The following is a 26,988-nucleotide window of genomic DNA, read 5'->3' as shown; positions in this document are numbered from 1 at the left end:
GGTATTTCAGGTGGGGTTAAATCCAGCCGCTCACCTGCATCGCCTTGTACACCGCCACGATGGCGAGAATGAAGAATGCCCCCGCCGCCAGGCGACGGATCAAGGTGAGGGGCAGTTTTTCCGCCGCGAAGTTACCTGCCAGCACCACCGGTACGTTGGCCAGCAGCATGCCCAGCGTCGTGCCCAGAATCACCAGCCACAGGTACGAATACTGCGCCGCCAGCATAACGGTCGCGATTTGCGTCTTGTCGCCGATTTCCGCGAGAAAGAACGCAATCAGCGTGGTCATGAACGGGCCGAATTTGCGCGCGGTGTTGGCTTCGTCGTCGTCCATCTTGTCTGGAACCAGCGTCCACAGCGCGGTGGCGGTGAAGCTCGCGGCGAGAATCCAGTGCAGCATGGCATCGGAGAAAAAACTGCCGAACCAGGCACCCACGGCACCGGCTGCGGCGTGGTTGGCGAGCGTGGCTGCGACAATACCGGCGATGATCGGCCAGGGCTTGCGAAAGCGGGCTGCGAGGATGAGCGCGAGGAGTTGGGTCTTGTCACCGATTTCGGCCAGTGCGACGACTGCGGTGGGGACCAACAGGGATTCCAGCATCAGGATTTTCCTAAGGGGCGGGTCAACACGGCTATGACACGTACAACCTCCCCGCCCCGGGTCAGGATGTTCGTGTCATAGGTCTTGTCAAACCACCGATCCGTCTGATGCGGATTCCGGGGTCGCGCGCACCATGGTCTGAGGACCAAGTATGTTGATGCACGCCGGACGAGCGTGGCGCTCGTGGGAGACTACTCCCCTAGGACGGAGCGGATTCTGCCTTCGAGAATCCGGTTCGGCAAGCGTTAATTTCAGGCGCGTTTGGCGCGGTAAATCCGGAAACCATTCCCTTCGGCCATGACGGCACATACGCCCAGATGCTGCTCGATGATCGGCTGGTAACGCAGGAAGCTATTGGCGACCAAGCGCAGTTCGCCACTTTTTTTCAGATGTTCGCGGGCTTTTCTCAGCAGACTTTCAGTTGCAGCGTAATCAGTGTGCACGCCTGTGTGGAAGGGCGGATTGGTCAGAATCACGTCCAGATGTTCCGGCGCGGCGTCGATGCCGTCACCGGTAATGACCTCGGCTTCAAGACCGTTGGCGACGAGCGTCAAGCGGGTGCTGGCCGTGGCGAAGGCGTCGACATCGAGCATCGTCACGTTCATGTCGGGGTTGCGACGTTTGACCGCAGCGCCCAACACGCCCGCGCCGCAGCCGAAGTCGAGCAAATGGCCGGTGGGCAAGCGATCCAGATTGTCCAGCAGCAGGGCCGAGCCGCGATCCAGACGGCCATGGCTGAACACGCCGGGTAGGCTGACGACTTTCAAAGGGCCGCCTTGCACTTCGATGTCGAAGTGTTTGGCGAGGCTGTTCAATTCGATGGCTTGAGGGGCGTCCTCGACGGTGACCTGCCACAGCTGGCAATGACGAGCGCTATCGAGTTTGCGCGCACGGCCAAATGGGCTGAGCTGACGGGCCGCCGCTTCGATGCCGGCGCGCTTTTCGCCCACCAGGAACAGTTCGCGACCAGCCAGGCGCGAGGCGAGAGCGTTCAGCAGGTAATCGGTGAGGTCTTTGGCTTTCGGCAAGAACAGCACCGCCGCCTCTAGCGGCTCGGCGGGTGCTTCAGTCCCGAAATGGGTGCGACCGTTGAAGCGGGTGTCCAGCGCGGCGAAATCCCCGGCATGCCAGCTCCAGCCTCGGGCGTTCGGCAGTGTGCCCAGCAGGTCGTCGGCGGGCAGATTGGCGAGCAGCAACGAACCCTGAAAAAGCTCGGCCTGACGGAGTAACACTTCACTGCGCGGGTCCATCATCGGCTCCTGAAAAAAGAGCGGAGTTTAACAGGGGAAACGGCCAAACACCGATCTACTGTAGGAGCGTGGCTTGTCCCGCGAACGGCGGGGAACCCGTCGTAACACCTGGAAATGTGGTGTTCCTGCCACACCGCTGTCACCGAACTTACGACGACTTCGTCGCCGTTCGCGGGACAAGCCACGCTCCTACAGATTGCGGGGCACTCAGCCGACCACCCGAATCGGCGCACCGGCATAGAACGCGCGGGCGTTTTCGTTGACTTGGCCGACGATGCGCTGGCGGGCTTCTTGGCTGCCCCAAGCGCTGTGAGGGGTGACGATCAGGCGCGGGATGTCGCCGGACAGCAGCGGGTTGCCGTTGACCGGTGGCTCGACAGTCAACACGTCGGTGGCCGCGCCGCCCAGATGGCCGTTGCGCAGGGCGTCGGCCAGCGCTTGTTCGTTGATCAATCCTCCACGCGCGGTGTTGACGATGAACGCCTTGGGTTTCATCAGGCTCAGTTCGTGGGCGTTGATCATGTCGCGGGTGTGTTCATTGAGCGGGCAATGCAGGGTCAGGGCGTCGACTTGCGGCAGCAATTCGTGCAACGGCACGCGATCCGGCCGGGCAGGGCGGCCGGGAATCTGGCCCACGATCACGCGCATGCCAAACGCTTCGGCGAGTTTCGCCACCGCGCCGCCCAGTTCGCCATGGCCCAACAGGCCCAGTGTCTTGCCTTCCAGCTCCACGATGGGGAAGTCCAGCAGACAGAACTGCTTCGACTTCTGCCACTGACCCTGTTGAATCGCCTGCTGATAGTCCGGCAGACGCGTGGCCATCGCCAGCAACAACATCAAGGCATGCTGCGCCACGGACGGCGTGCCGTATCCCTGGCAGTTGCTGACCACGACGCCATGTTTGCGCGCTGCGTCGAGGTCCACGTTGTTCACACCCGTGGCCGTGACGAGTACCAGCTTGAGGTCAGGACACGCTGCGAACGTGGCGGCATCGATCATGATTTTGTTGGAAATCACTGCGTGCGCACCTTGCAGGCTTTCAATCACCTGATCAGCCGTCGTGCTGGAATGCAGGACCAGTTCACCAAAGGTTTCACGCCAGGGATTCAGGTCCAGATCGCCGAGATCCAGTGAGGTGTGATCCAGGAAAACTGCTCTGCGTTGACTCGACATCAGCTGTACCTTTTGTCCGTTGGATAGGAAGCGTAAGGTAGCGAACGTAACAGCGCATGTCATTGGCCAAAGCGCCTTGGAGACCCTTCGATGTACTGGACGGAATTTTTCACCGTAGCCCTCATTCACCTGCTCGCTGTGGCCAGCCCCGGCCCGGACTTCGCGGTGGTCGTCCGCGAGAGCGTGACCCATGGCCGCAAGGCGGGCACTTACACCGCCATGGGCGTGGGGACGGCGATTTTCCTGCACGTTGGCTATTCGTTGCTGGGCATCGGGCTGATCGTGTCTCAGTCCATCGTGCTGTTTAACGCGTTGAAGTGGGCCGCTGCGGCGTACCTGCTGTACATCGGCATCAAGGCCCTGCGCGCCAAACCGGCGAACGCATCGGACGCACCGGTTGATCTTGCCAAGGGCGAGCGAACGGCGCGAGGCGCCTTTACCGCCGGTTTCGTGACCAACGGTTTGAACCCGAAAGCGACGCTGTTTTTCCTGTCGCTGTTCACTGTCGTGATCAACCCACATACGCCGCTGCTGGTTCAGGCGGGTTATGGCGTTTATCTGGCCGGCGCGACCGGCGTCTGGTTTTGTCTGGTGGCGCGTCTGTTCAGCCAGGAGCGTGTTCGGGCCGGTTTCGCCCGCATGGGGCATTGGTTCGATCGGGCAATGGGCGGGGTGTTGGTCGCGCTGGGGCTGAAGCTCGCGTTGACCGAGATGCATTGATCTAAGTCGTTGTCATGCTGGATGCTTTTAATCTGTAGGAGTGAGCTTGCTCGCGATGGTGTCACGTCTGTCAGAACAATCGGCACAGGCCCACCGCTATCGCGAGCAAGCTCACTCCTACAGGGAGTCTCTATCGCTTCAGCTGGCTCAACTGCCGCAACGCCCCCAGATACTCCCGGGGGCTCTCTCCCAAGAGGCGGCTGAACATCGCGCTGAACGCGCGTGCGCTGCCATACCCCAGATCATTCGCCACCCGCTGCACACTCTCGCCATCGAGCAGTCTCGGCAACGCTTCCATCAAGCGCACTTGCTGACGCCACGCGTTGAAACTCAGGTCCAATTCCTGTTTGAACAGCCGCGTCAGTGTGCGTGAGCTGGCGCCGACTTCCTGCGCCCAATCCTCCAGCGTGTTGCCGTGATCGGGGGCCTTGAGCACGGACATACAAATGCTGTGCAGACGCCGGTCTCGGGGCATCGGGATGTGCAGCGGCAGGTTTTTCAGCCCGGCGACTTCTTCCAGCATCAACTGTTGGATCAGCGGATTGGCCGCATGCTCGTCACCTTGAGTGGCCCGCACGATCAACTCGCGCAAAAGCGGCGTAACCGCCAGCACGCAACACTGATTCAACCCCGGTGGGCAGTGTTCGCCGGCGATGAACAGCGAGCGCATCAGCACCTCGCCGGACATGAACGTCTCATGCTCCACCATCGGCGGAATCCACACCGCCCGCGTTGGCGGAATCACCCAAGCGCCGGTTTTGGTCACCAGCCGCATCATGCCGCTGACCGCATAGAGCAACTGCGCCTCGGCGTGAATGTGCCACGGGTGATAGCCGCCTTCGGGGTAGTCCGCAGGGTGAGCGGTCACGGGGCTGTGGCGGAGGTGATTGATCAACATGGCGGATTCGATGACTTTGTTGTCTGAAATGCGAATTGTCGCCAACTTAGCATGAGCATCCACCTTCACCGCAAGCCTCAGGATGCGCTGCCATGAGTCAATCCCAACGATCCAACTCGCCCCGACGGGTGATCCATTTCATTAACGCCGCCCACGTCATCGATCACATGTTCATGCTGATTTTTCCGGCCGCCGTGCTGGGCATGACACAGGCCTTTGCGCTGGATTACGCGCAACTCATCGGCCTGTCGCTGGGCGGTTTCATCGCTTTCGGGGCTTGCTCGCTACCGGCGGGCTGGCTCGGTGATCGCTGGAGTCGGCGGCACATGATGCTGCTGTTCTTCTTTGGGATCGGCGCGGCTTCGATCATCACCGGGCTGAGCACCAGCACAACCATGCTGGCGGTCGGCATGACGCTGGTGGGCGTGTTTGCCGCCATCTATCACCCCGTCGGCACTGCCATGCTGGTGGCCTACGCACAAAACCGTGGCCGCGAAATCGGTGTCAACGGCATGTGGGGCAACCTGGGCGTGGCGTTTTCCGCGCTGCTGACGGGCTTTCTCGTCGCGCAATTTGGCTGGCGCTCAGCGTTCATCCTGCCGGGCAGCGTGTCGATTCTGATCGGACTGGCGTTCGCCTGGCAGATCAAGGACGAGCCGATCCCGGTGCGGGCGCACACTGCGCCGAAAGGCAAATCCGGCCAGCGTATCTCCATGACAATGGTCTTCAGCGTGCTGGCCATCGCCACGGCCACCGGCGGTGTGGTGTTCAACGCCACCACCATGACGTATCCGAAGCTGTTTCAGGATCGCTTGCACGACCTGTTCGCCTCGCCGCAAACCTTGGGTCTCGTCGTCAGCCTGGCCTACGCCTTCGGGGCGATTGCGCAATTGACCATCGGCCGTTTCCTCGACCGGTTCAGCCTCAAGTGGCCGTTCGTGATCCTGACCGTCTGCCAGGCACCGTTTCTGTTCGCGCTGGCCTACGTCGACAGCTGGCCGGTGATAATGCTGGGGGCAGGTTTCATGTTCGTGGTGTTCGGTCAGGTGACGGTTAACGATGCGATGGTCGCTAACTTCGTCGCGCCGCAATGGCAGTCGCGGGTATTCGCGTTGCGTTACTTCCTGTCCTTCGGCGCGAGTGCTACAGCGATTCCGTTGATTGCCTACGTCGAGCCACGACAAGGGCTGGCGGGGCTGTACGTCATCCTGGCGGGCTTCGCGGCATTGACATTCCTTGCGGCGGCCGTTTTCCCACGCACTCCGGCTGAAAACCCCTCGGCTCAGCTCGCTTAGGGCCGTTTCACCCTGTCAAATGGCGCAATGCCTGCATGGTCACTCGTCAATCGAATCATCCCTTTGGCTGATTTGGCTGGCGAGTGAAGGCTCTAGAGTGCATATTTTCAGCACCGCCCATGCATCTTGAAAAGGGATTCCTATGCTGCAGACTCGCGTGATTCCGCCAGCCGATGGCGCGTACCAGTACCCCCTGTTGATCAAAAGTCTGCTGATGTCGGGCAGTCGTTACGAGAAATCGCGGGAAATCGTTTACCGGGACCAATCACGCTATTCGTATCTGACCCTCAACGAGCGCATCTGCAGACTGGCCAATGTGCTGACCGAGGCGGGGGTGAAAGCGGGTGACACCGTGGCCGTCATGGATTGGGACAGCCATCGTTACCTGGAATGCATGTTTGCGATTCCCATGATTGGCGCCGTGATTCACACCATCAACGTGCGCCTCTCGCCGGATCAGATTCTGTTCACCATGAACCACGCCGAAGACAAGTTCGTGCTGGTCAACAGCGAGTTCGTTCCCCTCTATCAATGCTTCGCGAGCAAGCTGACCACGGTCGAGAAGACCCTGTTGCTCACCGATACGGCAGACAAGACCGCCGACCTCCCGAACCTCGTGGGTGAGTACGAAACGCTGCTGGCGGCTACCAGTCCGCACTACCGCTTCGAAGATTTTGACGAGAACTCGGTGGCGACGACCTTCTACACCACCGGCACCACGGGCAACCCCAAAGGTGTGTATTTCACTCACCGTCAGTTGGTGCTGCACACCCTGGCCGTCGCGACGATCATGGGCAGCGTCGAAGGGCAGCTGTGCAGCGACAAGGTCTACATGCCGATCACGCCGATGTTCCACGTGCATGCGTGGGGTGTGCCGTACGCGGCCACCATGCTTGGCGTGAAGCAGGTTTACCCCGGTCGTTATGACCCGGAGTTGCTGGTCGAGCTATGGCGCAAGGAGAAGGTCACGTTCTCCCACTGTGTGCCGACCATCATGCAAATGGTGCTCAACGCCAAGGCCGCCAAGGATGTGGATTTCACCGGCTGGAACATCATCATCGGCGGCAGCTCGCTCAACCGTTCGCTCTACGAAGCGGCCAAGGCCAAGGGCATTCAACTGACGGGTGCGTATGGCATGTCCGAAACCGGGCCCCTCGTCTCGGTGGCGCACTTGAACGACGAACTGATGGCGGGCAGCGAAGACGAGCGCATCACGTACCGGATCAAGGCCGGTACACCCGGTGTTTTGGTGGAAGCCGCGATTGTCGACAGCGAGGGCAATTTCCTGCCGTCCGATGGCGAGACCCAAGGCGAGTTGGTGTTGCGCGCGCCATGGCTGACCGAGAGCTACTACCGCGAACCGCAAAAAGGCGCCGAGCTGTGGGCCGGTGGCTGGCTGCACACAGGCGACGTGGCGACGCTCGACAGCATGGGCGGCATCGACATTCGCGATCGCATCAAGGACGTGATCAAGACGGGCGGGGAATGGGTGTCTTCGCTGGAGCTCGAAGACCTGTGCAGCCGCCATCCCGGCGTGCGCGAAGTGGCCGTGGTCGGGGTCGCCGATCCGCAATGGGGTGAACGTCCCTTTGCGTTACTGGTGGTGCGCGAAGGTCATGTGGTCGACGCCAAGGCCTTGAAAGAACACCTGAAACCTTTCGTGGAACAGGGGCACATTAACAAGTGGGCGATTCCGAGCCAGATCGCCCTTGTTACTGAAATTCCCAAGACCAGTGTCGGCAAGCTCGACAAGAAGAAAATCCGCCTCGACATCCTCGAATGGCAGAGCACCAACAGTACTTTCCTCTCGACTCTCTGAGTCATTTTGCTCGCATGCATCGCTCGGGTCCTGACCCGGGCGATGTGTCGCGAAGCCGCCGTCTAGACGTCCTGCTTGCCAAATTCCTAAATTCAGCCATCCTCCCTTTGCCGCACGCGTGAGTCCGTCGAAATCGGCGGATCAGAGGCGTCGACGCTGTAAATCACACTTTAGAGGGATCAAGCCGTTGTACCTGCTGGCTATAGTCGGCAGTAGGTAGGAACCGGAGAAAAACGCCGCCTCGTTTCGCAGCTTTACATGGGCTGCCCGACACGCGTTGACACCCAGGCATCGCGGATCTGTCTGCCTGAGTCGTTTCTGGAAGCACCCACTGCCATAAAAATAAAAGCACATGGAGTAGCGTCGATGACATCAGCAAACCCGTTCTGGCGCCGGGCAAGATTGCCCTTGGCCGTCAGCCTCGCTTCCACGCTCGCCGGTCCTGCATTCGGCGTCAGTTTCAACATCGGTGAAATCGAAGGTAATTTCGACTCGTCGCTCTCCGTTGGCGCCAGTTGGTCTACCCAGAACGCCAACAAGAACCTCATCGGTTCCAACAACGGCGGACACGGTCTTTCGCAAACCTCCGATGACGGCCACCTGAACTTCAAAAGTGGGGAAACCTTTTCGAAGATCTTCAAGGGCATTCACGATCTGGAGCTGAAATACGGCGACACCGGCGTATTCCTGCGGGGCAAGTACTGGTACGACTTCGAACTCAAGGATGAAGGCCGCGAGTTCAAGGACATCAGCGATTCAGGCCGCAAAGAAGGCGCGAAGTCCTCAGGGTTCCAGCTGCTCGACGCGTTCGTTTACCACAACTATTCCATTGCTGATCAGCCTGGCGCCGTGCGTTTCGGTAAGCAGGTGGTGAGTTGGGGTGAGAGCACCTTCATCGGTGGCGGCATCAACAGCATCAACCCTATCGATGTGTCGGCGTTTCGCCGTCCTGGCTCGGAAATCAAGGAAGGCCTGATTCCGGTCAACATGTTTTACCTGTCGCAAAGCCTGACCGAGAACCTGTCGGCCGAAGGCTTCTATCAGCTGGAGTGGGACCAGACGGTCGTCGACAACTGCGGCACCTTCTTCTCGCAGCCTGACGTGATCGCCGACGGTTGCCAAAACAACCTGGCGGTACTGCGCACTCGCAACAGCTTGAACGCCGCCTTGCCGGCCGCATTGCGGGGGCCGGTTCAAGCGACGCTGGCGGCGCGTGGCGTCAACTTCGGCAGCCCTGACGAGGGCGCCATCGTGGCCCGTGGCCCGGATCGCGATGCCCGCGACAGCGGCCAGTACGGCCTGGCCATGCACTACAACTTCGAGCCGCTGGACACCGAGTTCGGCGCCTACTACATGAATTACCACAGCCGCTCGCCGATCTTCAGTGGCAAGGGTGGCCCGGCCAGCGCCTACAGTGCGGCCGGTCTGGTGGGTGGTCTGGCGAGCCGCGGCGTACCGTTGGGTGTGGCCACCAGCCTCGCGCCGACGCTGCTGCCGGTCGTGGTCGCGGCCAACTCCAGCTATTACGTCGAATACCCCGAAGACATTCACCTGTTCGGCCTGAGCTTCTCCACCACGCTGCCTACCGGTACGGCGTGGAGCGGCGAGCTGAGCTACCGCCCGAACGCGCCGGTTCAGCTGAACACCACCGACATTCTGTATTCCGGCCTGACGCCGCTGAACCCAAGCGTTGCGCTGCTGCAAGGCACGCCGGGCGCTGACCAGAAAGGCTACCGCCGCAAGGAAGTCAGCCAGGCGCAGACCACCTTCACGCACTTCTTCGATCAGGTGATGGGCGCCGAGCGTCTGACCATGGTGGGCGAGGTGGGCTGGACTCACGTCGGTGGCCTGGAAAGCACGTCCAAACTGCGTTACGGACGTGACCCGAGCTACGGCCCTGGCCCGTTGCCGAATGGTCAATGTACCGCGCTCAACGCCAGCACCCTGGCAGGCGCGCCGCTCAACAACCTCAGCCGCTACTGCGAAAACGACGGTTTCACCACCACCGATTCGTGGGGTTATCGCGCCCGTGCCATCTGGGACTACAACAACGTGTTCGCCGGTGTGAACCTCAAGCCAAGCGTGGCGTGGTCCCACGACGTCAAAGGTTATTCGCCAGGCCCTGGCGGCAACTTCGAAGAAGGTCGCAAGGCCGTGAGCCTGGGCGTGGAGGCGGAATATCAGAACACCTACACCGCCAACCTTTCCTACACCAACTTCTTCGACGGCAAGTACACCACAGTGGATGACCGCGACTTCGTGGCCCTCAGCTTCGGTATGAACTTCTAAGGAATGACCATGAACATGAAAATCACGAAGGGGCTGCTGCACGTCGGCGTACTGGGTCTGTCATTGCTGGCGACCGGGGTGATGGCAGCGGTTTCCGCAGACGAGGCGGCCAAGCTGGGCACGACGCTGACGCCGATGGGCGCCGAGAAGGCCGGCAACGCCGCCGGTACCATTCCGGCGTGGACCCCGATGGCGACCAATGCGGGCGCGGTGGATGACAAAGGCTTCCTGGCCAACCCGTACGCCAATGAAAAACCGCTGTTCACCATCACCGCGCAGAACGTCGATCAGTACAAGGACAAGCTCGCACCGGGTCAGTACGCGATGTTCAAACGGTACCCGGACACGTTCAAAATGCCGGTTTACCCGTCGCATCGTGGCGCGACCGTGCCCGCCGATGTCTTTGCGTCCATCAAGAAAAACGCCACCAACACCAAGCTGGTCGGTGGCGGCAACGGTCTGGAAAACTTCGAAACCGCGGTGCCGTTCCCGATTCCCAAAGATGGCCTGGAAGTGATCTGGAACCACATCACCCGCTATCGCGGCGGTAGCGTGTCGCGTCTGGTGACCCAAGCCACGCCGCAAACCAACGGCTCGTTCAACCCGGTGTATTTCCACGACGAGTTCGTCTTCCGCGACAAGATGAAGGACTACGATCCGAAGAATCCCGGCAACATCCTGTTCTACTTCAAGCAAGAAGTGACCGCCCCGGCACGTCTGGCGGGGACCGTGCTGCTGGTGCACGAAACCCTCGACCAAGTGAAAGAGCCGCGTGCGGCGTGGGTTTACAACGCCGGTCAGCGCCGCGTGCGTCGTGCGCCGCAAGTGTCTTATGACGGTCCAGGTACCGCCGCCGACGGTCTGCGCACCTCCGACAACCTCGACATGTACAACGGCGCACCGGATCGCTACGACTGGAAACTGATCGGTAAACAAGAGCTGTACATCGCCTCCGACAGCTACAAGCTTGACGATCCGAAGCTCAAGTACGCCGACATCATCAAAGCCGGCCATATCAACCAGGACCTGGCGCGCTACGAGCTGCGTCGCGTCTGGCACGTGACCGCCACCCTGAAAGAAGGCCAGCGCCACATCTACGCCAAGCGTGACTTCTTCATCGACGAAGACACCTGGCAAGCCGCTGTCATCGACCACTACGACGGTCGCGGCCAATTGTGGCGCGTCGCTGAAGCCCATGCCGAGAACTACTACGACAAGCAAGTGCCGTGGTACGCCCTCGAAGCCCTCTACGACCTGCAGTCCGGCCGCTACCTGGCGCTGGGCATGAAGAACGAAGAGAAAAAGGCCTACGACTTCGGCTTCACCGCCACCATCAGCGACTTCCAGCCTAACGCGCTGCGTCAGGAAGGCGTGCGCTGATCAGGCAAACGAATGGGCGCAGAGCCGTGCATTGTTGATCACAGCTACAGAGCACGGGCTGTCCTGCGCCGCTTTACCCTACGGCTGAACCCCGTGGTTGCACGTGAAAACACCCCGAATTTTCGGGGTGTTTTTTTCTAAGCCGTTCCTCACTTGTGCGAGAGCCCGCAAGTCGACTCTCACAGATATCCACAAACGTATTGCTTCCCCTCCCCAAACATATAAAGCAACATTCGCCCTGTTGATGGGATACGTTTTCTTACAGTCTTTCGTCGAACATTCTTCAAAAGCGCTGACTTAGCCGCTAGTCTCCCGACATCTGAACGCCGAATAACAAGCACCTCTAACAAGAGCCGGCCATGACTGATCTGTCGCGTTTGCAAGGAATCGCAAATCACGCAGTCACTGCGTTGGAAGGACGTTTCTTCCGCCCACCCCTGCCTGAAGGCTATGTGCCCAGGCCCAGGTTGTGCGAGCGGCTGAGTGCGGGGTTGTCAGGACGGCTGTTACTGGTCAGCGCGCCTGCCGGATTTGGCAAAAGTTCGCTGGCAGTGGAGTTCTGTGAGAGCCTTCCTGGTCAATGGCAAAACCTCTGGCTGGGCTTGAGCCAGCGTGACAGCGATCCCGGTCGCTTCCTCGAACGTCTTCTGTCAGGCCTTCAACAATTCTTCCCTCAATTGGGCAATCAGGCGCTGGGTCTGCTGAAAATGCGCCAGCGGCATCAGCCCTTTGCCTTTGAAGAGTGGCTCGACGGTTTGCTGGACGAATTGGCGATGCACCTGATGTTGAGCAAACCGCTGCTGCTGGTGCTCGACGACTACCACCTTGTGCAAGGCCCGGTGCTCGACCGCTGCCTGCAATTTCTGCTCAATCACCTGCCTGCGGGTCTGATCGTCATGGTTACCAGCCGACAGCGCCCGGACTGGCACCTGGCGCGGTTGCGGTTGTCCCGGCAATTGCTCGAACTCTCCGAAAACGACCTGCGGCTGACCGACGACGAATCAATGGCCGTGCTGGATCAGCACAGCAGTTCGTTGACCGATGAAGCGCTACACAACCTGCTACAGCGCAGCGAAGGGTGGGTGGCCGGTTTGCGTTTCTGGTTGCTCGCCGCGACAGAGGCGGGCAGTAACACCCTGACTCAAGGGGTGAACGGCGGCGAAGGGCTGATCCGCGATTACCTGCTCGAAGAGGTTATCGACTGCCTGCCTGCTGACGTCCAGGCCTTCCTCTATGAAACCGCCTGTCTTGAGCGCTTTTGCAGCCCCTTGTGCGACGCGGCGCGGGACAGTCACGACAGCACGGAAATCATCGCTTTCTTGCAAGCGCATCAGGTTTTTCTGGTGCCGTTGGACGAGAACGGGCGCTGGTTCCGTTATCACCACCTGTTTTCCGATCTCCTGCGCGCCCGAGCGGGCAACACTGTCGCGCCGCAACAAAGACGTCTGCATTTGAACGCCTGCCGCTGGTTCAGCGAGCAAGGCCTGCTGGACGAAGCCATCGAACAAGCGTTACGCGCGGGTCATCACGATGTCGCCGCCAATCTGGTCCAGAACCTGTCCGAAGAGCAGTTGTTGGCCGAGCAAAACGTCGGCATGTTGCTGCGTTGGAAAATGGACCTGCCTGACAGCCTGCTGATCAGCACGCCGCGTTTGATCGTGCTGTACGCGTGGGCGTTGGGTCTGGCCTGTCAGCTCGATGCTGCCGAAGAGTTGGGCAATCACCTCAGTCGTTTTCTGCCTGCACCCTCGGCCACTGCCCAGAAATCCATGCTGGCGCAGTGGCTGGCCCTCAGCGGCATCATTGCCCGGGGCCGTGGCGACAGCGACACTGCGCACCGCTATTGCAGCGAGGCGCTCGTGAGCCTTCCTCAAAAGCGCTACGGCCAGCGGCTGTTGTGCCTGTCCACCCTGGCCAATCTCGCCATTGCCGACGGAGACTTGTGGCGCGCACGGGCATTGAACCGCGATGCGCTGGAATTGGCGCAACGCGTCGCCAATCCCCTCTTCGAGGCGCTGGCCCACTACGACCGGGCGCGCACGCTCTTGGCCAGGGGGGAAGCATTACGTTCTCTGGAAGAGGTGCGTCAGGGATTGCGTCGCTTGAACGGTTTGTCCTCGCAGCGGATTTACGCGGTTCGTGCGCGGCTGACGCTGTATGAAGGCTACTTGCTCGTTCAATGCCTGCAGTTCGACGCCGGGCGCAAACGACTGGATAGCGGGCTGGTCGAAGCGCGCGCGTGCCGGGACATCAGCGTGCTGATCGGTCATTGCGTGATCGCCGGGATGGAGGGCCGGGAAGGGCGGTTCGCCGAAGCCTTCGCGGAACTGGCCGAAGCCGAGCGGCTGATGCACATCTGGGACGTACCGCCCGTGTATTACCTGGCGATGATCACGCTGGCGAAATGCGAGCTGTGGCTGGCGCAGGGAAGAATCGACCTCGCCGACGCCTGGCTTTTGCGTCTGGGGCAAACCTATGGCGGTGACCATCCCGCCGCCGCGCCGGAATGCATGCCGCTCATGCCGCAACACATCGAATTGCTGCGCGCCATGCTGGATCAGATACAAGGTCGCACGGAGGCATCCGTCGAACGTCTGATGGGCCTGGAAACTTATGCGCAACAGATCGGCGCCGGTCTACTCGGCTTGAGCGCCACGAGCCAGTGGCTCACCCTGGCGCTCGACACCGCAGACAAAACTCATGCACAAACGATGCTCGGCCGCAGTCTCCAAAACGCCACCGGTGGCGCGATCCTGCCCCTGCTCCCCGTCATTCGCCAACACCCGGACTGGCTGAGCGAGCAATTGCTGAAACGCCCCCGTTGCCGACTCGTCGATTACCTGCTCAATCAACTGTCGCCCCATGTCAGCAAAGACCTGCCTTGCGCGCGGGACATCAACGACACCGCCCCATGTCCCGGCGCCGACGCGCTCAGCGCCCGCGAACTCGGAGTGCTTCAGTTGATCGCTCAGGGCTGTTCCAATCAGGAAATCAGCGAACGGCTGTTCATCTCGCTGCACACGGTCAAAACCCACGCCAGCCACATCAACAGCAAGCTGGGCGTGGAGCGTAGAACCCAGGCCGTGGCGCGGGCGCAGGAATTGGGACTGTTGAGTTGATCGGCATTAAAGTGCCGCTCTACGCGCTGAGCTACTGAGATTCGGCATTTAAGTGCCGATCTCAGCCGCTACGGCGCCGCATCACCCGCCCACATCGCGTCCACATCCCCCAGGCCCCAGTCTTCTGCCAATTCGAATTTGACGATGCCGTCCTGTGCACGGGGATCGCCCAAATTGACGACTTCCGGCTCGAAGGTGATGCGTGTGCGGGTGTACATGAACACCTTCACTTTCGGGTGCAGCAGCGACTTTTCGCCTTGCTCTATCACCACGCCCAGCCGTTCGCTTTTCAGGCGCACCAGTGCGCCAATGGGGTAGATGCCGACGGTCTTGACGAAGTGCTGGAAGATTTTCTCGTCAAAGTGGCCTTTCCACGACGCCATTTCGCGGATGGACTGCGCCGCGTCCCAGCCTCGCTTGTAAGGCCGGTTTGAAGTGACCGCATCGTAGACGTCACAGATCGCGCCCATTTTGGCGAAGATGCTGATCTCGTCGCCTCTTAGGCCGTGGGGGTAGCCGCTGCCGTCGACCTTTTCATGGTGGTGCAGGCACACGTCGCGCACGGCGTTGGTGACCTGCTGGCAATTCTGCAGGATTTCCAGCCCGGCCTGCGGGTGATGCTTCATCGCTTCGTATTCATCGAAGGTCAGGCGATCGGGTTTGTTGAGAATGGCGGGGGAAATCATCATCTTGCCGACGTCATGCATCAAGCCCGCAACGCCCGCATCGCGCACCTGGTCTTCGCTCAGATTCATTTGACGGGCGAGTGCCACCATCAGCGCACAGACCGCCACCGAGTGCATGTAGGTGTATTCGTCAGACGTTTTCAAACGCGACAGACTGATCAGCGCGTGAGGGTGGCGCATGATCGACGTCGAGATTTCTTCGACCAGCAAATCGACGTCTTCGGCGTTCATCGCACGGCCCATCCGGGCGTCGGTGAACATGGTCATCACCGCATCTTTGGCTCGGCCACAAATCATCTTGGCGCGCGCCAGCTCTTTCTCTATAGAACTCGCGGTGGTGTCAGGCGCGGGAACGTGGGTCGAGGCGACAGCCAGAATCGGCGTCTGCTCATCGGGGTTCTTGCCGCGCCGGGTGTCGATCCACACCTCGCGCGTCGATTCCTGAATGCGCTGCAGCACGGCTTCGTCGCGCAGTTCGCGTTCCACGTGCAAGGTCCAGAACGGATCGTGAACACGAGGGCGGCAAAATTCATGGATGTACATACCCAGCGTCAGGTCGGAGACCGCGATTTTTCTTAGCATGGAGCTTGCTCGTTCTTCGCTTCGGGTCTGTGCTGCCCTGCGGGATCATCGGGTCGACTTCTTATCATCCCGAACGCTACACATTCCAATGGTTGCGCAGTGCCAGTATATGAGCGGGTTTTTGAAAAATATATGAATTAAACAAACCCCTAAAAACAGGGCATTTTGGACTTTGTTCATACTAAACAGGCAGTTAGCGTGAAATGCTCATCTCCTCCGAAAGTTGGGCAACAAAAATAAATGGATGAGTTGTCCTGACCCCTCGTTAAAACCCACTCGGGTGAGTGTAGAAGCTGAGCGATAGACCGTCGGACCGTATGGAGAAAACCGGTGCTAGTTCAACCTTTTGCGCGCTTAGAGTCTTCCTAGTCGCGGGCATAGTGGCTGGGAGGACGACCGGTTAGACGACGGAACATGGTCGAAAAAGCGCCCGGGCTTTCATAGCCCAGCTCCAGCGCAATGCGGGTAATGGATTCACCGCTCGACAGCCGCGACAGCGCCAACACCACGCAAGCCTGTTGCCGCCATTGGCCGAAACTCATCTGCGTCTGTTCACGAAACAGGCGGCTGAACGAGCGCTCACTGACGAACAAATCCTGCGCCCAGTCCTGGGGCGATTGATGAATGTCCGGGTGTCGCAAGAAGGCCTGGCAGCGGGCGAGCAGGCGGTGATCATCGGGCAGGGGAATGTGCAACGGCAGCGTTCTGGCCTGCCCGATTTCCAGCAGGGCCAGCGTTATCAGCACCCCGTCGCGGCCGTCGACTGCGTACGTCAACGGCATCTCCACCGCCTCGATCAGCAGTTGGCGCAACAGGGGCGAGATTCCGATGACTTCGCAAGTCTGTCTGAAGACGGGCACCGCAGACGGTTCGATGTACAGGCTGCGGGTGCTGACCCCGAGCATCAGGACTTCATGTTCCATCTGCGGCGGAATCCACACTGCCTGTTGAGGCGGCACCACCCAATCGCCCTGAGGGGTGGAGACTTTCATCACCCCCGTCGAGCCGTACAGCAATTGCGCACGGCGATGGTGATGACGACGCAGCAGGTAGCCATCGGCGTAATCATTGCCAATCGCGACGACCGGGCGGGGGGTGTTATCGAGCGTTTCGATAGAGATGTTGCGCATGGCGTTTTTCCAGAGTCTGGCCGAAACACAAACATGAATGGCCCGAATCCTCAAGTTTGACGTGATCACCCTGCTTATTGTGAACACCTCTTTTTCAAGGATTCAGGGCAATGACGTATCTCTTGCTGGCGCTGTTCGGCGCTCTTTCCGGGGTGACGACCGTGCTGTTCGGATTTGGAGGCGGCTTTGTGGTCGTGCCGGTGCTGTACGGTATCTTGAACAGCGAAACTGTCGGCGGCTTGAGCGCGCCAATTGCGATGCATGTGGCCGTAGCGACCTCAACCTGCGTGATGATCGTCAACGCCTCATTGAGCACCCGCCGCTCCGCCTGCTCGGGCACGCTGCTCAAGGATTGGCTGTGGCCACTGGCAGGCTTCATTGGCATCGGCTCGCTGATCGGCGCCGTCGCGGCTGGCTTCGTCAACGGCTCGGTATTGCGCGTAGCGTTTATGGCTTATCTGGCAATCACCATCGCCGATTGCCTGCTCAGACGCGGATTCGTTTCACGCGCTGCTGAAAATGAACCACGCCCACTGAGCACAATGACGCGCGGCCCCGGCGGCATTCTCATCGGTGCCATTGCGACATTTCTGGGCGTCGGCGGCAGCGTCATGACTGTCCCGCTTCTGAGGCGCTGCGGCCTGAGCATGACCCAGGCCACCGCCATGGCTAACCCGCTGAGTCTACCTGTCGCCCTCGTCGGCACGACGACCTACATGGTCACCGGCGCATTGGACAATACGCCGCTGGGCGCGGGCTACATCGGCTACGTCAACCTCAGTGCCTTCGCCCTCCTGACCCTCGGCGCCTGGTTCGGCATGCGCCTGGCTGCCCGTTGGGTGGGGCGCATTCCGGACCGGCTGCACGCGTGGGCGTACGTGGGGTTGTTGGGGGTGGTGTTGGTGAGTATGGGATTGGCCTGAGCGGCTCGGCTCTTTACAGGATCAAGGCGGGTTGAACCACCGGGCTTTTCGGGCGAACCTTGCGTATCCGCTGCGAGGGCATACCCCGCACCACACCCGATACGATCAGGTCATCATGCAAACCCCAGCACCCACCCTCATCCGCGAAACATTCCCCGTCGGCCCGTTGCAGTGCAACTGCACGATCATCGGCGATCCGGTCACGAAACAGGCCATCGTGGTCGATCCCGGCGGCAATCACGAGTTGATTCTGGCGAAGCTGGAAGCGCACGGTCTGAAGTGCGTGAGCATCATTCATACCCACGCGCATCTCGATCATTTCCTCGCATCGGGTCAGTTGAAGGAGAAGACCGGGGCGACGTTGCATCTGCACAAGGAGGATCAGTTCTTGTGGGACAACCTCGAAACCCAGTGTCAGGTGTTTCGCGTTCCCTATGTGCCGGTGCCTTCGCCGGATCGGTGGCTGGAGCACGACGAAGAACTGGCCTGCGGGTGCGGAGTGGCGTTGCACACACCGGGGCATACGCCGGGGTCGATGAGTTTCTGGTTCGAGGACGCGAAGTTGTTGATCGCGGGCGACACCCTGTTCAAGCGCGGTGTGGGGCGGACGGATTTGTGGGGCGGCGATCAGGCCACCATTGTGCGTTCGATCAAGGAGCGGCTGTACACGCTGGACGAGGCGGCGACGGTGGTGACGGGCCACGGGCCGGACACTCGATTAGGGGATGAAATGCGCGAAAACCCTTTCGTCAGGGCGTAAATCGTTCAGGCCGCGTTAAGGAATTTTTGACGGTCTCCATGCTCTAATCGCCCATATCGTCGGCCTCTGTGGTTGGCCGTAGACATGCAAAACAGGAGCTTTCCTTGATGTTGACCTTTCGCCGTTTGATCATCGCTGCTACCGCGTTGGCTGTCCTTTCGGGCTGTGCGACGCAGAATCCTTACGACAATCAGGGGCAGGCGCAAAACTCCGGTGGTGTGAGCAAAACCGCCAAATACGGTGGTCTGGGTGCGTTGGCCGGTGCCGTCGCCGGTGCTGCCATCGACCACAACCATCGTGGCAAGGGCGCGCTGATTGGCGCCGCTGTCGTGGGTGCCGGCGCGGCCGGTTACGGTTATTACGCTGACAAGCAGGAAGCCGCCTTGCGGGCGAGCATGGCCAACACCGGTGTCGAAGTGCAGCGTCAGGGCGACACCATCAAACTGGTGATGCCAGGCAACATCACGTTCGCCACCGACTCTTCCGCGATTGCCAGCAGCTTCTATTCGCCGCTGAACAACCTCGCCGGTTCGCTGAAACAGTACAACCAGAACGTCATTGAAATCGTGGGCTACACCGACAGCACCGGCAGCCGTCAGCACAACATGGACCTGTCTCAACAGCGTGCTCAAAGTGTGGCGACGTACCTGACGTCCCAAGGTGTGGATGCGTCCCACCTGTCGGTTCGCGGTGCCGGTCCTGATTCGCCGATTGCCAGCAACGCCGATGTCAACGGCCGCGCCCAGAACCGTCGCGTAGAGGTCAACCTCAAGCCGATTCCCGGTCAGCAGTATCAGCAGCAATAAGTTGAGCGTGTAACGCCTGAAACCCCGGCCTGAGTGCCGGGGTTTTTGGTTTCTGATTGATGAAGATTCCCTGTAGGAGCGAATTCATTCGCGAACCGCTCGTACTGCCGATACACCTCTATCGAGTGTACCGGCCCTTCGCGAATAAATTCGCTCCTACAGGGGGGGCGGCGTCGCGAGGATGAGGGACGGCTGGGGGGACATTTACCGGGAATACCGCTCATGCATCTGCCCCAGCAATGCATCCTTCTCTTCCCACAGCCGATTGATCCATTGCTGAAATTCTGCGCGATACGCTTCGTCCTGGTCGTAGCTTTTGCCAATGAACTGCTGCGGAATCTGCACTTCTTCAAAGTGCGCCACCACCTCGCGCACGTTGCCGCACAGCAAATCCCAGTACCCTGGCTGGCCCACCGGGTAATGAATAGTCACGTTGATCAACGATTCCAGTTGCTCGCCCATGGCATCCAGCACAAACGCAATGCCACCCGCTTTGGGTTTCAGCAGGTAACGAAACGGCGATTGTTGTTGAGCGTGCTTACCCTTGGTGAACCGCGTGCCTTCGGCAAAGTTGAAAATCCCCACGGGGTTGTTGCGAAATTTCGCGCAGGTGCGGCGGGTGGTTTCCAGGTCCTTGCCTTTCTTTTCCGGGTGCTTGGCCAGATACGCCTTGCTGTAGCGCTTCATGAACGGGAAGCCCAGCGCCCACCACGCCAGGCCAATCACCGGCACCCAGATCAGCTCCTGTTTGAGGAAGAACTTCAGCGGGCGAATGCGCCGGTTGAGCACGTACTGCAAGACCATGATGTCCACCCAGCTCTGGTGATTACTGGTCACCAGATACGAGTGTTGATAGTCCAGACCTTCCAGCCCGCTCAGGTGCCAGCGGGTGTGGCCGAGCAGGTTGATCCAGGCATTGTTGTTGCTGATCCAGGCCTCGTGAATGTGGCTCATCAGCCAGTCGGTGACTTTCTGCGCCGCCGGAAAGGGCAGGCACAGCTTGAAGATTGCGACGATGAACAGCGGCGTGCAGCAGACAATCGTGTTGAGCGCCAACAGCAGCGAGGCGAGGACACCGCGCAAAGGGGCGGGCAAGAAATCCATGGGGGATCGAACTCCGAAGGTAAGACAGCCGCCGGTGAGTTCCCGGCGGCGTTATTGTGGGCGAAGGATGTTGCAGGCCGATTTTATTGGGGCAAATTCGCGGCCTGAATGGCCGTGAGGGCGATGGTGTAGACGATGTCATCCACTTGGGCGCCGCGCGGCAAATCGTTCACCGGCTTGCGCAGGCCTTGCAGCATCGGGCCGAGGCTTACGCAGTCCGCACTGCGTTGCACGGCCTTGTACGTGGTGTTGCCGGTGTTGAGGTCGGGGAACACGAACACGTTGGCGCGACCGGCGACCGGGCTGTCCGGCGCCAGTTGCCGAGCCACGTTCTCGTTGGCTGCCGCATCGTATTGCAATGGACCGTCGATCAACAGGCTTCGACGGGTTTCCTGCGCCAGTTGCGTGGCCTCGCGCACTTTCTCAACTTCCTCGCCACTGGCCGAGTTGCCGCTGGAATAGCTGATCATCGCAACGCGCGGCGACAGGCCGAAGGCAACGGCAGAATCCGCGCTTTGCACCGCGATTTCCGCCAGTTCTTCTGCGGTCGGGTGCGGGTTCATGATGCAGTCGCCGTAGACCAGCACCTGCTCGGGAAACAGCATGAAGAACACCGACGACACCAGCGTGCAGCCCGGCGCGGTCTTGATCAGTTGCAGGGCGGGGCGGATGGTGTTGGCAGTGGAATGCACGACGCCCGAGACCAAGCCGTCCACTTCGTCCAGCGCCAGCATCATGGTGCCGATCACGACCGGGTCTTCCAATTGCTGCTCGGCCATCGGCGCATTGAGGCTTTTGTTCTTGCGCAGGTCGACCATCGGCCCGACGTAGCGTTCGCGAATTTCGTCCGGATCGAGGATTTCCAGCCCCATCGGCAATTCGATGCCTTGAGCGCGCGCCACGGCCAGCACGTCGTCAGGCTTGGCGAGCAACACGCAGCGGGCGATGCCACGGGCCTGACAGATCGCGGCGGCTTGCACGGTCAGCGGGTCGGCGCCTTCCGGCAGCACGATGCGTTTGTTGGCGGCCTGTGCCCGCTGGATCAGTTGATAGCGGAACACGGCGGGCGACAGGCGCATTTCCCGAGGCGTACCGCAGCGCTGATGCAGCCAGTTGGCGTCCAGGTGGCTGGCGACGAAATCGGTGATGATCTCCGCGCGTTCGCGGTCGTCGATCGGGATTTCCTTGTTCAGCCCGTTTAACTGATTGGCGGTGTCGTACGAGCCGGTGCTTACCGACAACACCGGCAGGCCCGCTTGTAGGGCGCCAGCGCACAGTTCCATCAGGCGCGGATCGGGGCGGGTGTCGCTGGTCAGCAGCAAACCGGCCAACGGTACGCCGTTCATGGTCGCCATGCTCACGGCGAGAATGATGTCGTCGCGGTCGCCGGGTGTGACCACCAGCACGCCGGGTTTCAGCAGTTGCAGCGTGTTCAGCACGGTGCGGGCGCAGATGATGATTTTCGACATGCGTCGCTGTTCGTAGTCACCGGCGTTGATCACCTGAGCGCCCAGCAATTCAGCGACGTCACGGGTGCGCGGGGCGTTGAGGTCAGCCTGGAACGGGATGCAACCCAGCAGGCGGAAATCGCCGCTGCGCAGCAAAGGCGAGTGTTCCTTGAGTCGCGCTGAGAAGGCTTCCATGCTTTCGTCGGTGCGCACTTTGTTGAGGATCACGCCCAGCACTTTCGGGTCTTTCGGGCCGCCGAACATCTGCGCCTGCAACTCGACGCGGCCGGAAAGCTCCGTCAGCACTTCGTTTTCTGGCGCAGACACCAGAATCACTTCCGCGTCCAGCGCCTTGGCCATGTGCAGGTTGACCCGCGCGGCATAGCTGGCGCTGCGGGTCGGCACCATGCCTTCGACGATCAACACGTCGCGGCCCACGGACGCTTCTTGATAAAGATTGATGATTTCTTCGAGCAACTCATCCAGTTGACCTTCGCCGAGCATGCGTTCGACATGGCCGAGGGCGAGGGGTTTGGGCGGCTTGAGGCCATGAGTGCGGGCGATCAGTTCGGTCGACCGCTCCGGGCCGAGGTCGCCGGGGTGGGGCTGGGCGATGGGTTTGAAAAAGCCGACCTTGAGTCCGGCGCGCTCCAGGGTACGCACCAGCCCGAGGCTGATGGACGTCAAACCCACACCGAAGTCTGTGGGCGCGATAAAAAAAGTCTGCATGCGGGCTTCTCGAAGGTGAGCGTGCAAGGGTCTTGATTCGTCAGAATCAGAGGACCTAAGTCAAACAGGACGCTGTTCAGTCGCAGCGTCTCAACGGGGCACAAGGTTATCGTCATCTGCCCCCTGCGCGCACCAGCCGCAACGAAACGATTGACCTATTTTTTCTTGTCGCGCCTGCGCATCGAGCACCCAGGCGCGGGATTGCCACGGTGGTTGGTGCCGCAAGTGCTGGGTGTGACCGCAGGCGAGGTCGGCGACCCAATGGCCATCCTCGTCCTGATGAAAGCCGATAATCGTGGTGTCGTTCTGAGGCATCGCAGGGTCGTGCAATCGGGGCCGTCCGTCTGAGTTGCGTTCGCTTTCGCGCGAGGGCTTGGTTAGACTTGCTCGCTCATATCTCTATTTGCAAAAGGTCTTGCCCCATGCCGATCGCCGCCAACAAGGCTGTCTCCATTGACTATACCCTGACCAATGACGCTGGTGAGGTCATCGACAGTTCTGCCGGCGGCGCGCCGCTGGTTTACCTGCAAGGCGCAGGTAACATCATTCCGGGTCTGGAAAAGGCACTGGAAGGCAAGGACGTCGGTGACGAGCTGAAAGTCGCCATCGAGCCTGAAGACGCTTACGGCGAGTACTCGGCTGAACTGGTCAGCACCCTGAACCGCAGCATGTTCGAAGGCGTCGACGAACTGGAAGTGGGCATGCAATTCCACGCTTCCGCGCCGGACGGCCAAATGCAGATCGTCACCATCCGTGATCTGGACGGCGACGACGTCACTGTCGACGGTAACCACCCGCTGGCCGGTCAGCGCCTGAATTTCCAGGTCAAGATCGTTGCCATCCGTGACGCCAGCCAGGAAGAAATCGCCCACGGCCACGTGCATGGCGAAGGTGGCCATCACCACTGATTTGTCCTGCTAAGCTCAAATAGCTGGCCAGGCGTCCTCGCGGGCTTTTGCGAAAACCGTCTTGGTTTCGCGGCCTGACAGGGCGCCTTTTTCGGCCGATAGTGTTTGTTTGGTGAGCAGGGGAGTTTCGTCATGAGTATATTTCACGACCTGAAATTAAAAGCTCTGGATGGCCAGGAACTGCCTCTCGCGCCCCTGAAGGGCAAAGTGGTTCTGGTGGTCAACGTGGCCTCCAAATGTGGCCTCACGCCACAGTACGCCGCACTCGAAAATCTCTATCAGAAATACAAGGACCGCGGTTTCAGCGTTCTGGGTTTGCCTTGCAACCAGTTCGCGGGGCAAGAGCCAGGTTCTCAGGAAGAGATTCAAGAATTCTGTTCGCTGAACTACGGCGTCACCTTCCCTCTGGGTGACAAGCTGGAAGTCAACGGGCCGCATCGTCACCGCCTGTATCAGATGCTGGCAGGTGAAGGTGCAGAGTTTCCGGGGGATATCACCTGGAACTTCGAAAAGTTTCTCGTCGGGCAAGACGGCCGCGTGCTGGCGCGTTTTTCGCCACGTACCACGCCGGATGATTCGGCAGTGATACAGGCCATTGAAAAAGCGCTGCATTGATTGATTCGGTCATCCTCGACGCTTGAACGCTGCCGCAGATTCTCTGTAGGAGCGAATTCATTCGCGAGGGGCCGGTGCAGCCGCTGCATCGGCGTCGCCTTACCCACCTTCGCGAATGAATTCGCTCCCCCAGAGGCCTCGTGGCGTTCGGAAGGCATGTGCATACGCCCATCCCTAGGCGTCTTTTTTGCGACTTCTAAACCTTAATCACCCAAATCAATAGTGCTAGGCATCCCGGCTCGGTCGGCTCATTCTGTATGACCTTCATAATATTCCCTGAGCCGAGGACGTGTGCATGCCAGTCAAAGCCTTGTTTAAACCTTTTCATCTGGGCAGCCTGGAATTGCCTACGCGGGTGGTCATGGCGCCGATGACCCGATCGTTTTCCCCGGGTGGCGTGCCAAATTCCAAAGTCATCGAGTACTACCGTCGCCGCGCTGCGGCAGGCGTGGGTTTGATCATCACTGAAGGCACGACCGTCGGTCACAAGGCGTCCAACGGCTACCCGAACGTCCCGCAATTCTTTGGCGAAGCGGCGTTGGCGGGCTGGAAAAAAGTGGTCGATGCGGTTCACGCAGAGGGCGGCAAGATCGTCCCGCAACTGTGGCACGTGGGCGCCGTGCGTCGCTTGGGCACCGAACCGGATGGCACCATTCCTGCGTATGGCCCGACTGAAAAACTCAAGGATGGTAACGTCGTCGTCCATGGCATGAGCAAACAGGACATCGTTGACGTTATCGCGGCCTTCGCTCAAGCGGCGAAAGACGCCAAGAACATTGGCATGGACGGCGTGGAAATTCACGGTGCTCACGGTTACATCGTCGACCAGTTCTTCTGGGAAGGCACCAACCAGCGCACCGACGAGTACGGCGGGGACCTGGCCCAGCGCTCGCGTTTCGCCATCGAACTGATTCAGGCCGTGCGCGCCGCCGTCGGCCCTGATTTCCCGATCATCTTTCGTTACTCCCAGTGGAAACAGCAAGACTACACCGCGCGTCTGGTGCAGACCCCGGAAGCGCTGGGGGCTTTCCTCAAGCCACTGTCTGACGCGGGCGTGGACATTTTCCACTGTTCGACGCGCCGTTTCTGGGAGCCAGAATTCGAAGGTTCTGATCTGAACCTGGCAGGCTGGACTCGCAAATTGACGGGCAAACCGACCATCACCGTCGGCAGCGTCGGGCTGGACGGTGAGTTCCTGCAATTCATGGTCAACACCGACAAAGTCGCGCAACCCGCCAGCCTGGAGAATCTGCTCAAGCGTTTGGGTGATGAGGAATTCGATCTCGTGGCCGTGGGCCGTGCGCTTCTGGTCGATCCGGATTGGGCGGTGAAAGTGCGCGAGGGTCGCGAGGAAGATATCCTGCCGTTCAGCCGGGACGCATTGGGCAAGCTGGAGTAAACCACCGCCTGCGCAGGTGTGTTTTTCGGTGGGAGCGAATTCATTCGCGAAACGTCGGTACAGACGACACGAATGTGTTGAATGTCCGATCATTCGCGAATGAATGCGCTCCCCAGCGCTAGACCCCTAAAGCGACTCCATCACGCCGCTCACTGGCCACCCGCAAATATTGCTCGAACGCCTCGATCACCCCCGCCCACCCCTGACGGCTGGCATGTTGCCGAGCATTCAGGCGAACCCTGCGCAGGGTCTCGTCGTCCTCAAGCATCCAGCGTGCAGCGTCAGTAAAGCCCTCTTCATCGCCTGGCATCGCGACTGCGCCGTTGTGGCCGTGTCGAATGTGCTGGGCCGCTGCGGCTTCGTCGTACGCCACCACGCCGAGCCCTGAGGCCAGCGCTTCAAGAACGACATTGCCGAATGTCTCGGTCATGCTCGGAAACAGAAACAGATCCCCCGACGCATAGTGAGCCGCCAGCGCCTCACCTCGTTGGGTGCCGCAGAAGATCGCGTCCGGCACCTGCTGTTGCAGCGTTGCGCGAACCGGGCCGTCACCGACGATCACCAGCTTGAGCTTTTTGTCGGGATAAGCGCTGACCAGACCGTCGAACGCGGTTTTGAGCAGCCCCAGATTTTTCTCCGGGGCGAGCCGTCCTACGTGTAAAACAGCGGTGTCACCAGGCTCCAGGCCCCAAGTCTCACGCAGCAAGTTCGAACGTCGGGATGGATGAAACAATTGGCAATCCACGCCCCTCGACAGCAGCTCCAACCGCTCGAAGCCGCGCCGTTCCAGTTCTGTCTTCTGGCTGGCGCTGGGCACCAGCGTGGCGTTCGAACGATTATGAAACCAGCGCAGATACGAGGTCAGCAGGCGCGTAATAAAGCCCATCCCGTACTGCCGCGTGTATTGCTGAAAATTAGTGTGAAAGCCGCTGACAATCGCAATTTGCAAGCGCCGCGCTGCCCTCAAGGCAGAAAGCCCTAACGGCCCTTCAGTCGCGATGTAGAGCACATCCGGCCGACTCCGCTGCCAGCGCCGCAGCAACTTGTGCATCGACGACTGACCCCACTGCAACCCCGGATACCCTGGAATCGGCCAGCCGCGACACAGCATCAAATCATCACCCGCCGCCCGCAACTCGTCCTCGTTCTGCCGGGGACGAATCACTTCCACACGATGCCCACGCAGCCGCAAGCCGTCGCACAACCGGCTCAGCGTGGTGGCCACGCCATTGATTTCAGGCGCGTACGTTTCAGTGATCAAGGTGATATGCAAAGACTTACTCATAACCGCCAGTTTCAGAGTCTGGCGTTGCGCTTGTGTGGCGGTTGGGTGATGGATTTGTGACCGTTCATC

General features: G+C 60.2%; 21 protein-coding genes, 1 pseudogene and 1 riboswitch. Of the genes and pseudogenes, 12 read left to right on the top strand and 10 right to left on the bottom strand.

Going from position 1 to position 26,988, the window contains the following annotated elements; genetic code table 11:
* Positions 1 to 16: 16 nt before the first annotated feature.
* The 3 genes from ACWKWE_RS10320 to ACWKWE_RS10310 all read right to left on the bottom strand — a co-directional run bounded on the left by ACWKWE_RS10320 (position 17) and on the right by ACWKWE_RS10310 (position 3,024).
* A complete protein-coding gene (locus tag ACWKWE_RS10320) occupies positions 17 to 601 on the bottom strand; it encodes a TMEM165/GDT1 family protein (protein ID WP_166597224.1) in 585 nt (194 codons plus the stop codon).
* Positions 602 to 690: 89 nt separating this feature from the next.
* A riboswitch (yybP-ykoY riboswitch) is annotated at positions 691 to 814 on the bottom strand.
* Between the two features lie 38 nt (positions 815 to 852).
* Positions 853 to 1,851 (bottom strand): methyltransferase, encoded by a 999-nt coding sequence (locus ACWKWE_RS10315; protein WP_483850426.1) that lies wholly within the window; start codon positions 1,849 to 1,851, stop codon positions 853 to 855.
* 207 nt (positions 1,852 to 2,058) lie between these two features.
* Entirely contained in the window at positions 2,059 to 3,024 is a 966-nt protein-coding gene (locus ACWKWE_RS10310; protein ID WP_483850425.1) for a 2-hydroxyacid dehydrogenase, read from the bottom strand.
* A 90-nt stretch (positions 3,025 to 3,114) separates the two neighbouring features.
* On the opposite strand from ACWKWE_RS10310, the gene ACWKWE_RS10305 reads away from it, so the two are divergent.
* Complete coding sequence (locus ACWKWE_RS10305) at positions 3,115 to 3,744, top strand: LysE family translocator (RefSeq protein ID WP_483850424.1); 630 nt, start codon at positions 3,115 to 3,117, stop codon at positions 3,742 to 3,744.
* 130 nt (positions 3,745 to 3,874) lie between these two features.
* Here the strand turns inward: ACWKWE_RS10305 and ACWKWE_RS10300 are convergent, their stop codons facing one another.
* A complete protein-coding gene (locus ACWKWE_RS10300) occupies positions 3,875 to 4,642 on the bottom strand; it encodes an AraC family transcriptional regulator (protein ID WP_401149913.1) in 768 nt (255 codons plus the stop codon).
* Between the two features lie 92 nt (positions 4,643 to 4,734).
* Here ACWKWE_RS10300 and ACWKWE_RS10295 point away from each other — a divergent pair, with 92 nt between their 5' ends.
* From ACWKWE_RS10295 to ACWKWE_RS10275, 5 genes are all read left to right on the top strand, one after another.
* Positions 4,735 to 5,937 carry an MFS transporter gene (locus tag ACWKWE_RS10295; RefSeq protein ID WP_483850423.1) on the top strand — a complete coding sequence of 401 codons (1,203 nt, stop codon included), beginning with the start codon at positions 4,735 to 4,737 and terminating at the stop codon, positions 5,935 to 5,937.
* Positions 5,938 to 6,079: 142 nt separating this feature from the next.
* Positions 6,080 to 7,756: a fatty acid--CoA ligase gene (locus ACWKWE_RS10290; RefSeq protein ID WP_483850422.1), complete on the top strand. Its 1,677-nt coding sequence runs from the start codon at positions 6,080 to 6,082 to the stop codon at positions 7,754 to 7,756.
* 366 nt (positions 7,757 to 8,122) lie between these two features.
* Positions 8,123 to 10,045, top strand: coding sequence for a DUF1302 domain-containing protein (locus tag ACWKWE_RS10285; RefSeq protein WP_483850421.1), 1,923 nt, complete (start codon positions 8,123 to 8,125; stop codon positions 10,043 to 10,045).
* A gap of 15 nt (positions 10,046 to 10,060) precedes the next feature.
* Positions 10,061 to 11,425: a DUF1329 domain-containing protein gene (locus ACWKWE_RS10280; protein ID WP_166597289.1), complete on the top strand. Its 1,365-nt coding sequence runs from the start codon at positions 10,061 to 10,063 to the stop codon at positions 11,423 to 11,425.
* Between the two features lie 359 nt (positions 11,426 to 11,784).
* Positions 11,785 to 14,544: a winged helix-turn-helix domain-containing protein gene (locus ACWKWE_RS10275; RefSeq protein WP_483850420.1), complete on the top strand. Its 2,760-nt coding sequence runs from the start codon at positions 11,785 to 11,787 to the stop codon at positions 14,542 to 14,544.
* A gap of 68 nt (positions 14,545 to 14,612) precedes the next feature.
* On the opposite strand, the gene ACWKWE_RS10270 is transcribed toward ACWKWE_RS10275, so the two are convergent.
* Both ACWKWE_RS10270 and ACWKWE_RS10265 read right to left on the bottom strand, forming a co-directional pair.
* Positions 14,613 to 15,812 carry an HD-GYP domain-containing protein gene (locus ACWKWE_RS10270; protein ID WP_483850419.1) on the bottom strand — a complete coding sequence of 400 codons (1,200 nt, stop codon included), beginning with the start codon at positions 15,810 to 15,812 and terminating at the stop codon, positions 14,613 to 14,615.
* Positions 15,813 to 16,177: 365 nt separating this feature from the next.
* Positions 16,178 to 16,942 (bottom strand): AraC family transcriptional regulator, encoded by a 765-nt coding sequence (locus ACWKWE_RS10265; protein ID WP_483850418.1) that lies wholly within the window; start codon positions 16,940 to 16,942, stop codon positions 16,178 to 16,180.
* 110 nt (positions 16,943 to 17,052) lie between these two features.
* Here ACWKWE_RS10265 and ACWKWE_RS10260 point away from each other — a divergent pair, with 110 nt between their 5' ends.
* The 3 genes from ACWKWE_RS10260 (at position 17,053) to ACWKWE_RS10250 (ending at position 19,431) form a co-directional block, all read left to right on the top strand.
* A complete protein-coding gene (locus ACWKWE_RS10260) occupies positions 17,053 to 17,865 on the top strand; it encodes a sulfite exporter TauE/SafE family protein (RefSeq protein WP_483850417.1) in 813 nt (270 codons plus the stop codon).
* A gap of 115 nt (positions 17,866 to 17,980) precedes the next feature.
* Positions 17,981 to 18,625 (top strand): MBL fold metallo-hydrolase, encoded by a 645-nt coding sequence (locus tag ACWKWE_RS10255; protein ID WP_341962108.1) that lies wholly within the window; start codon positions 17,981 to 17,983, stop codon positions 18,623 to 18,625.
* A 107-nt stretch (positions 18,626 to 18,732) separates the two neighbouring features.
* Positions 18,733 to 19,431, top strand: a complete 699-nt coding sequence (locus ACWKWE_RS10250) for a YiaD family glycine zipper/OmpA-like lipoprotein (RefSeq protein WP_166597211.1) — start codon at positions 18,733 to 18,735, stop codon at positions 19,429 to 19,431.
* 204 nt (positions 19,432 to 19,635) lie between these two features.
* Here ACWKWE_RS10250 and ACWKWE_RS10245 read toward each other — a convergent pair whose 3' ends face one another.
* The 3 genes and pseudogenes from ACWKWE_RS10245 to ACWKWE_RS10235 form a co-directional block, all read right to left on the bottom strand.
* Complete coding sequence (locus tag ACWKWE_RS10245; RefSeq protein WP_166597210.1) at positions 19,636 to 20,535, bottom strand: 1-acylglycerol-3-phosphate O-acyltransferase, YihG family; 900 nt, start codon at positions 20,533 to 20,535, stop codon at positions 19,636 to 19,638.
* A gap of 83 nt (positions 20,536 to 20,618) precedes the next feature.
* Positions 20,619 to 22,712: a phosphate acetyltransferase gene (gene pta / locus ACWKWE_RS10240; protein ID WP_166597209.1), complete on the bottom strand. Its 2,094-nt coding sequence runs from the start codon at positions 22,710 to 22,712 to the stop codon at positions 20,619 to 20,621.
* 90 nt (positions 22,713 to 22,802) lie between these two features.
* Positions 22,803 to 23,136: pseudogene (locus ACWKWE_RS10235) on the bottom strand (DUF3565 domain-containing protein).
* Here ACWKWE_RS10235 and ACWKWE_RS10230 point away from each other — a divergent pair.
* The 3 genes from ACWKWE_RS10230 (at position 23,135) to ACWKWE_RS10220 (ending at position 25,634) form a co-directional block, all read left to right on the top strand.
* Complete coding sequence (locus ACWKWE_RS10230) at positions 23,135 to 23,620, top strand: FKBP-type peptidyl-prolyl cis-trans isomerase (protein ID WP_166597207.1); 486 nt, start codon at positions 23,135 to 23,137, stop codon at positions 23,618 to 23,620. The pseudogene ACWKWE_RS10235 and the gene ACWKWE_RS10230 overlap by 2 nt on opposite strands.
* Before the next feature lie 132 nt (positions 23,621 to 23,752).
* The gene (locus tag ACWKWE_RS10225; protein ID WP_166597206.1) at positions 23,753 to 24,235 is read left to right on the top strand and encodes a glutathione peroxidase; all 483 of its coding nucleotides are present in this window, start codon (positions 23,753 to 23,755) and stop codon (positions 24,233 to 24,235) included.
* A 289-nt stretch (positions 24,236 to 24,524) separates the two neighbouring features.
* A complete protein-coding gene (locus ACWKWE_RS10220) occupies positions 24,525 to 25,634 on the top strand; it encodes an NADH:flavin oxidoreductase (RefSeq protein WP_178115751.1) in 1,110 nt (369 codons plus the stop codon).
* A gap of 118 nt (positions 25,635 to 25,752) precedes the next feature.
* Here the strand turns inward: ACWKWE_RS10220 and ACWKWE_RS10215 are convergent, their stop codons facing one another.
* On the bottom strand, positions 25,753 to 26,919 hold the full coding sequence (locus ACWKWE_RS10215; RefSeq protein ID WP_483850416.1) for a glycosyltransferase family 4 protein: 1,167 nt from the start codon (positions 26,917 to 26,919) through the stop codon (positions 25,753 to 25,755).
* Between the last annotated feature and the right edge of the window lie 69 nt (positions 26,920 to 26,988).

This window comes from Pseudomonas salicis (assembly GCF_057128705.1).
This window is presented reverse-complemented; position numbering and strand designations above follow the sequence as displayed.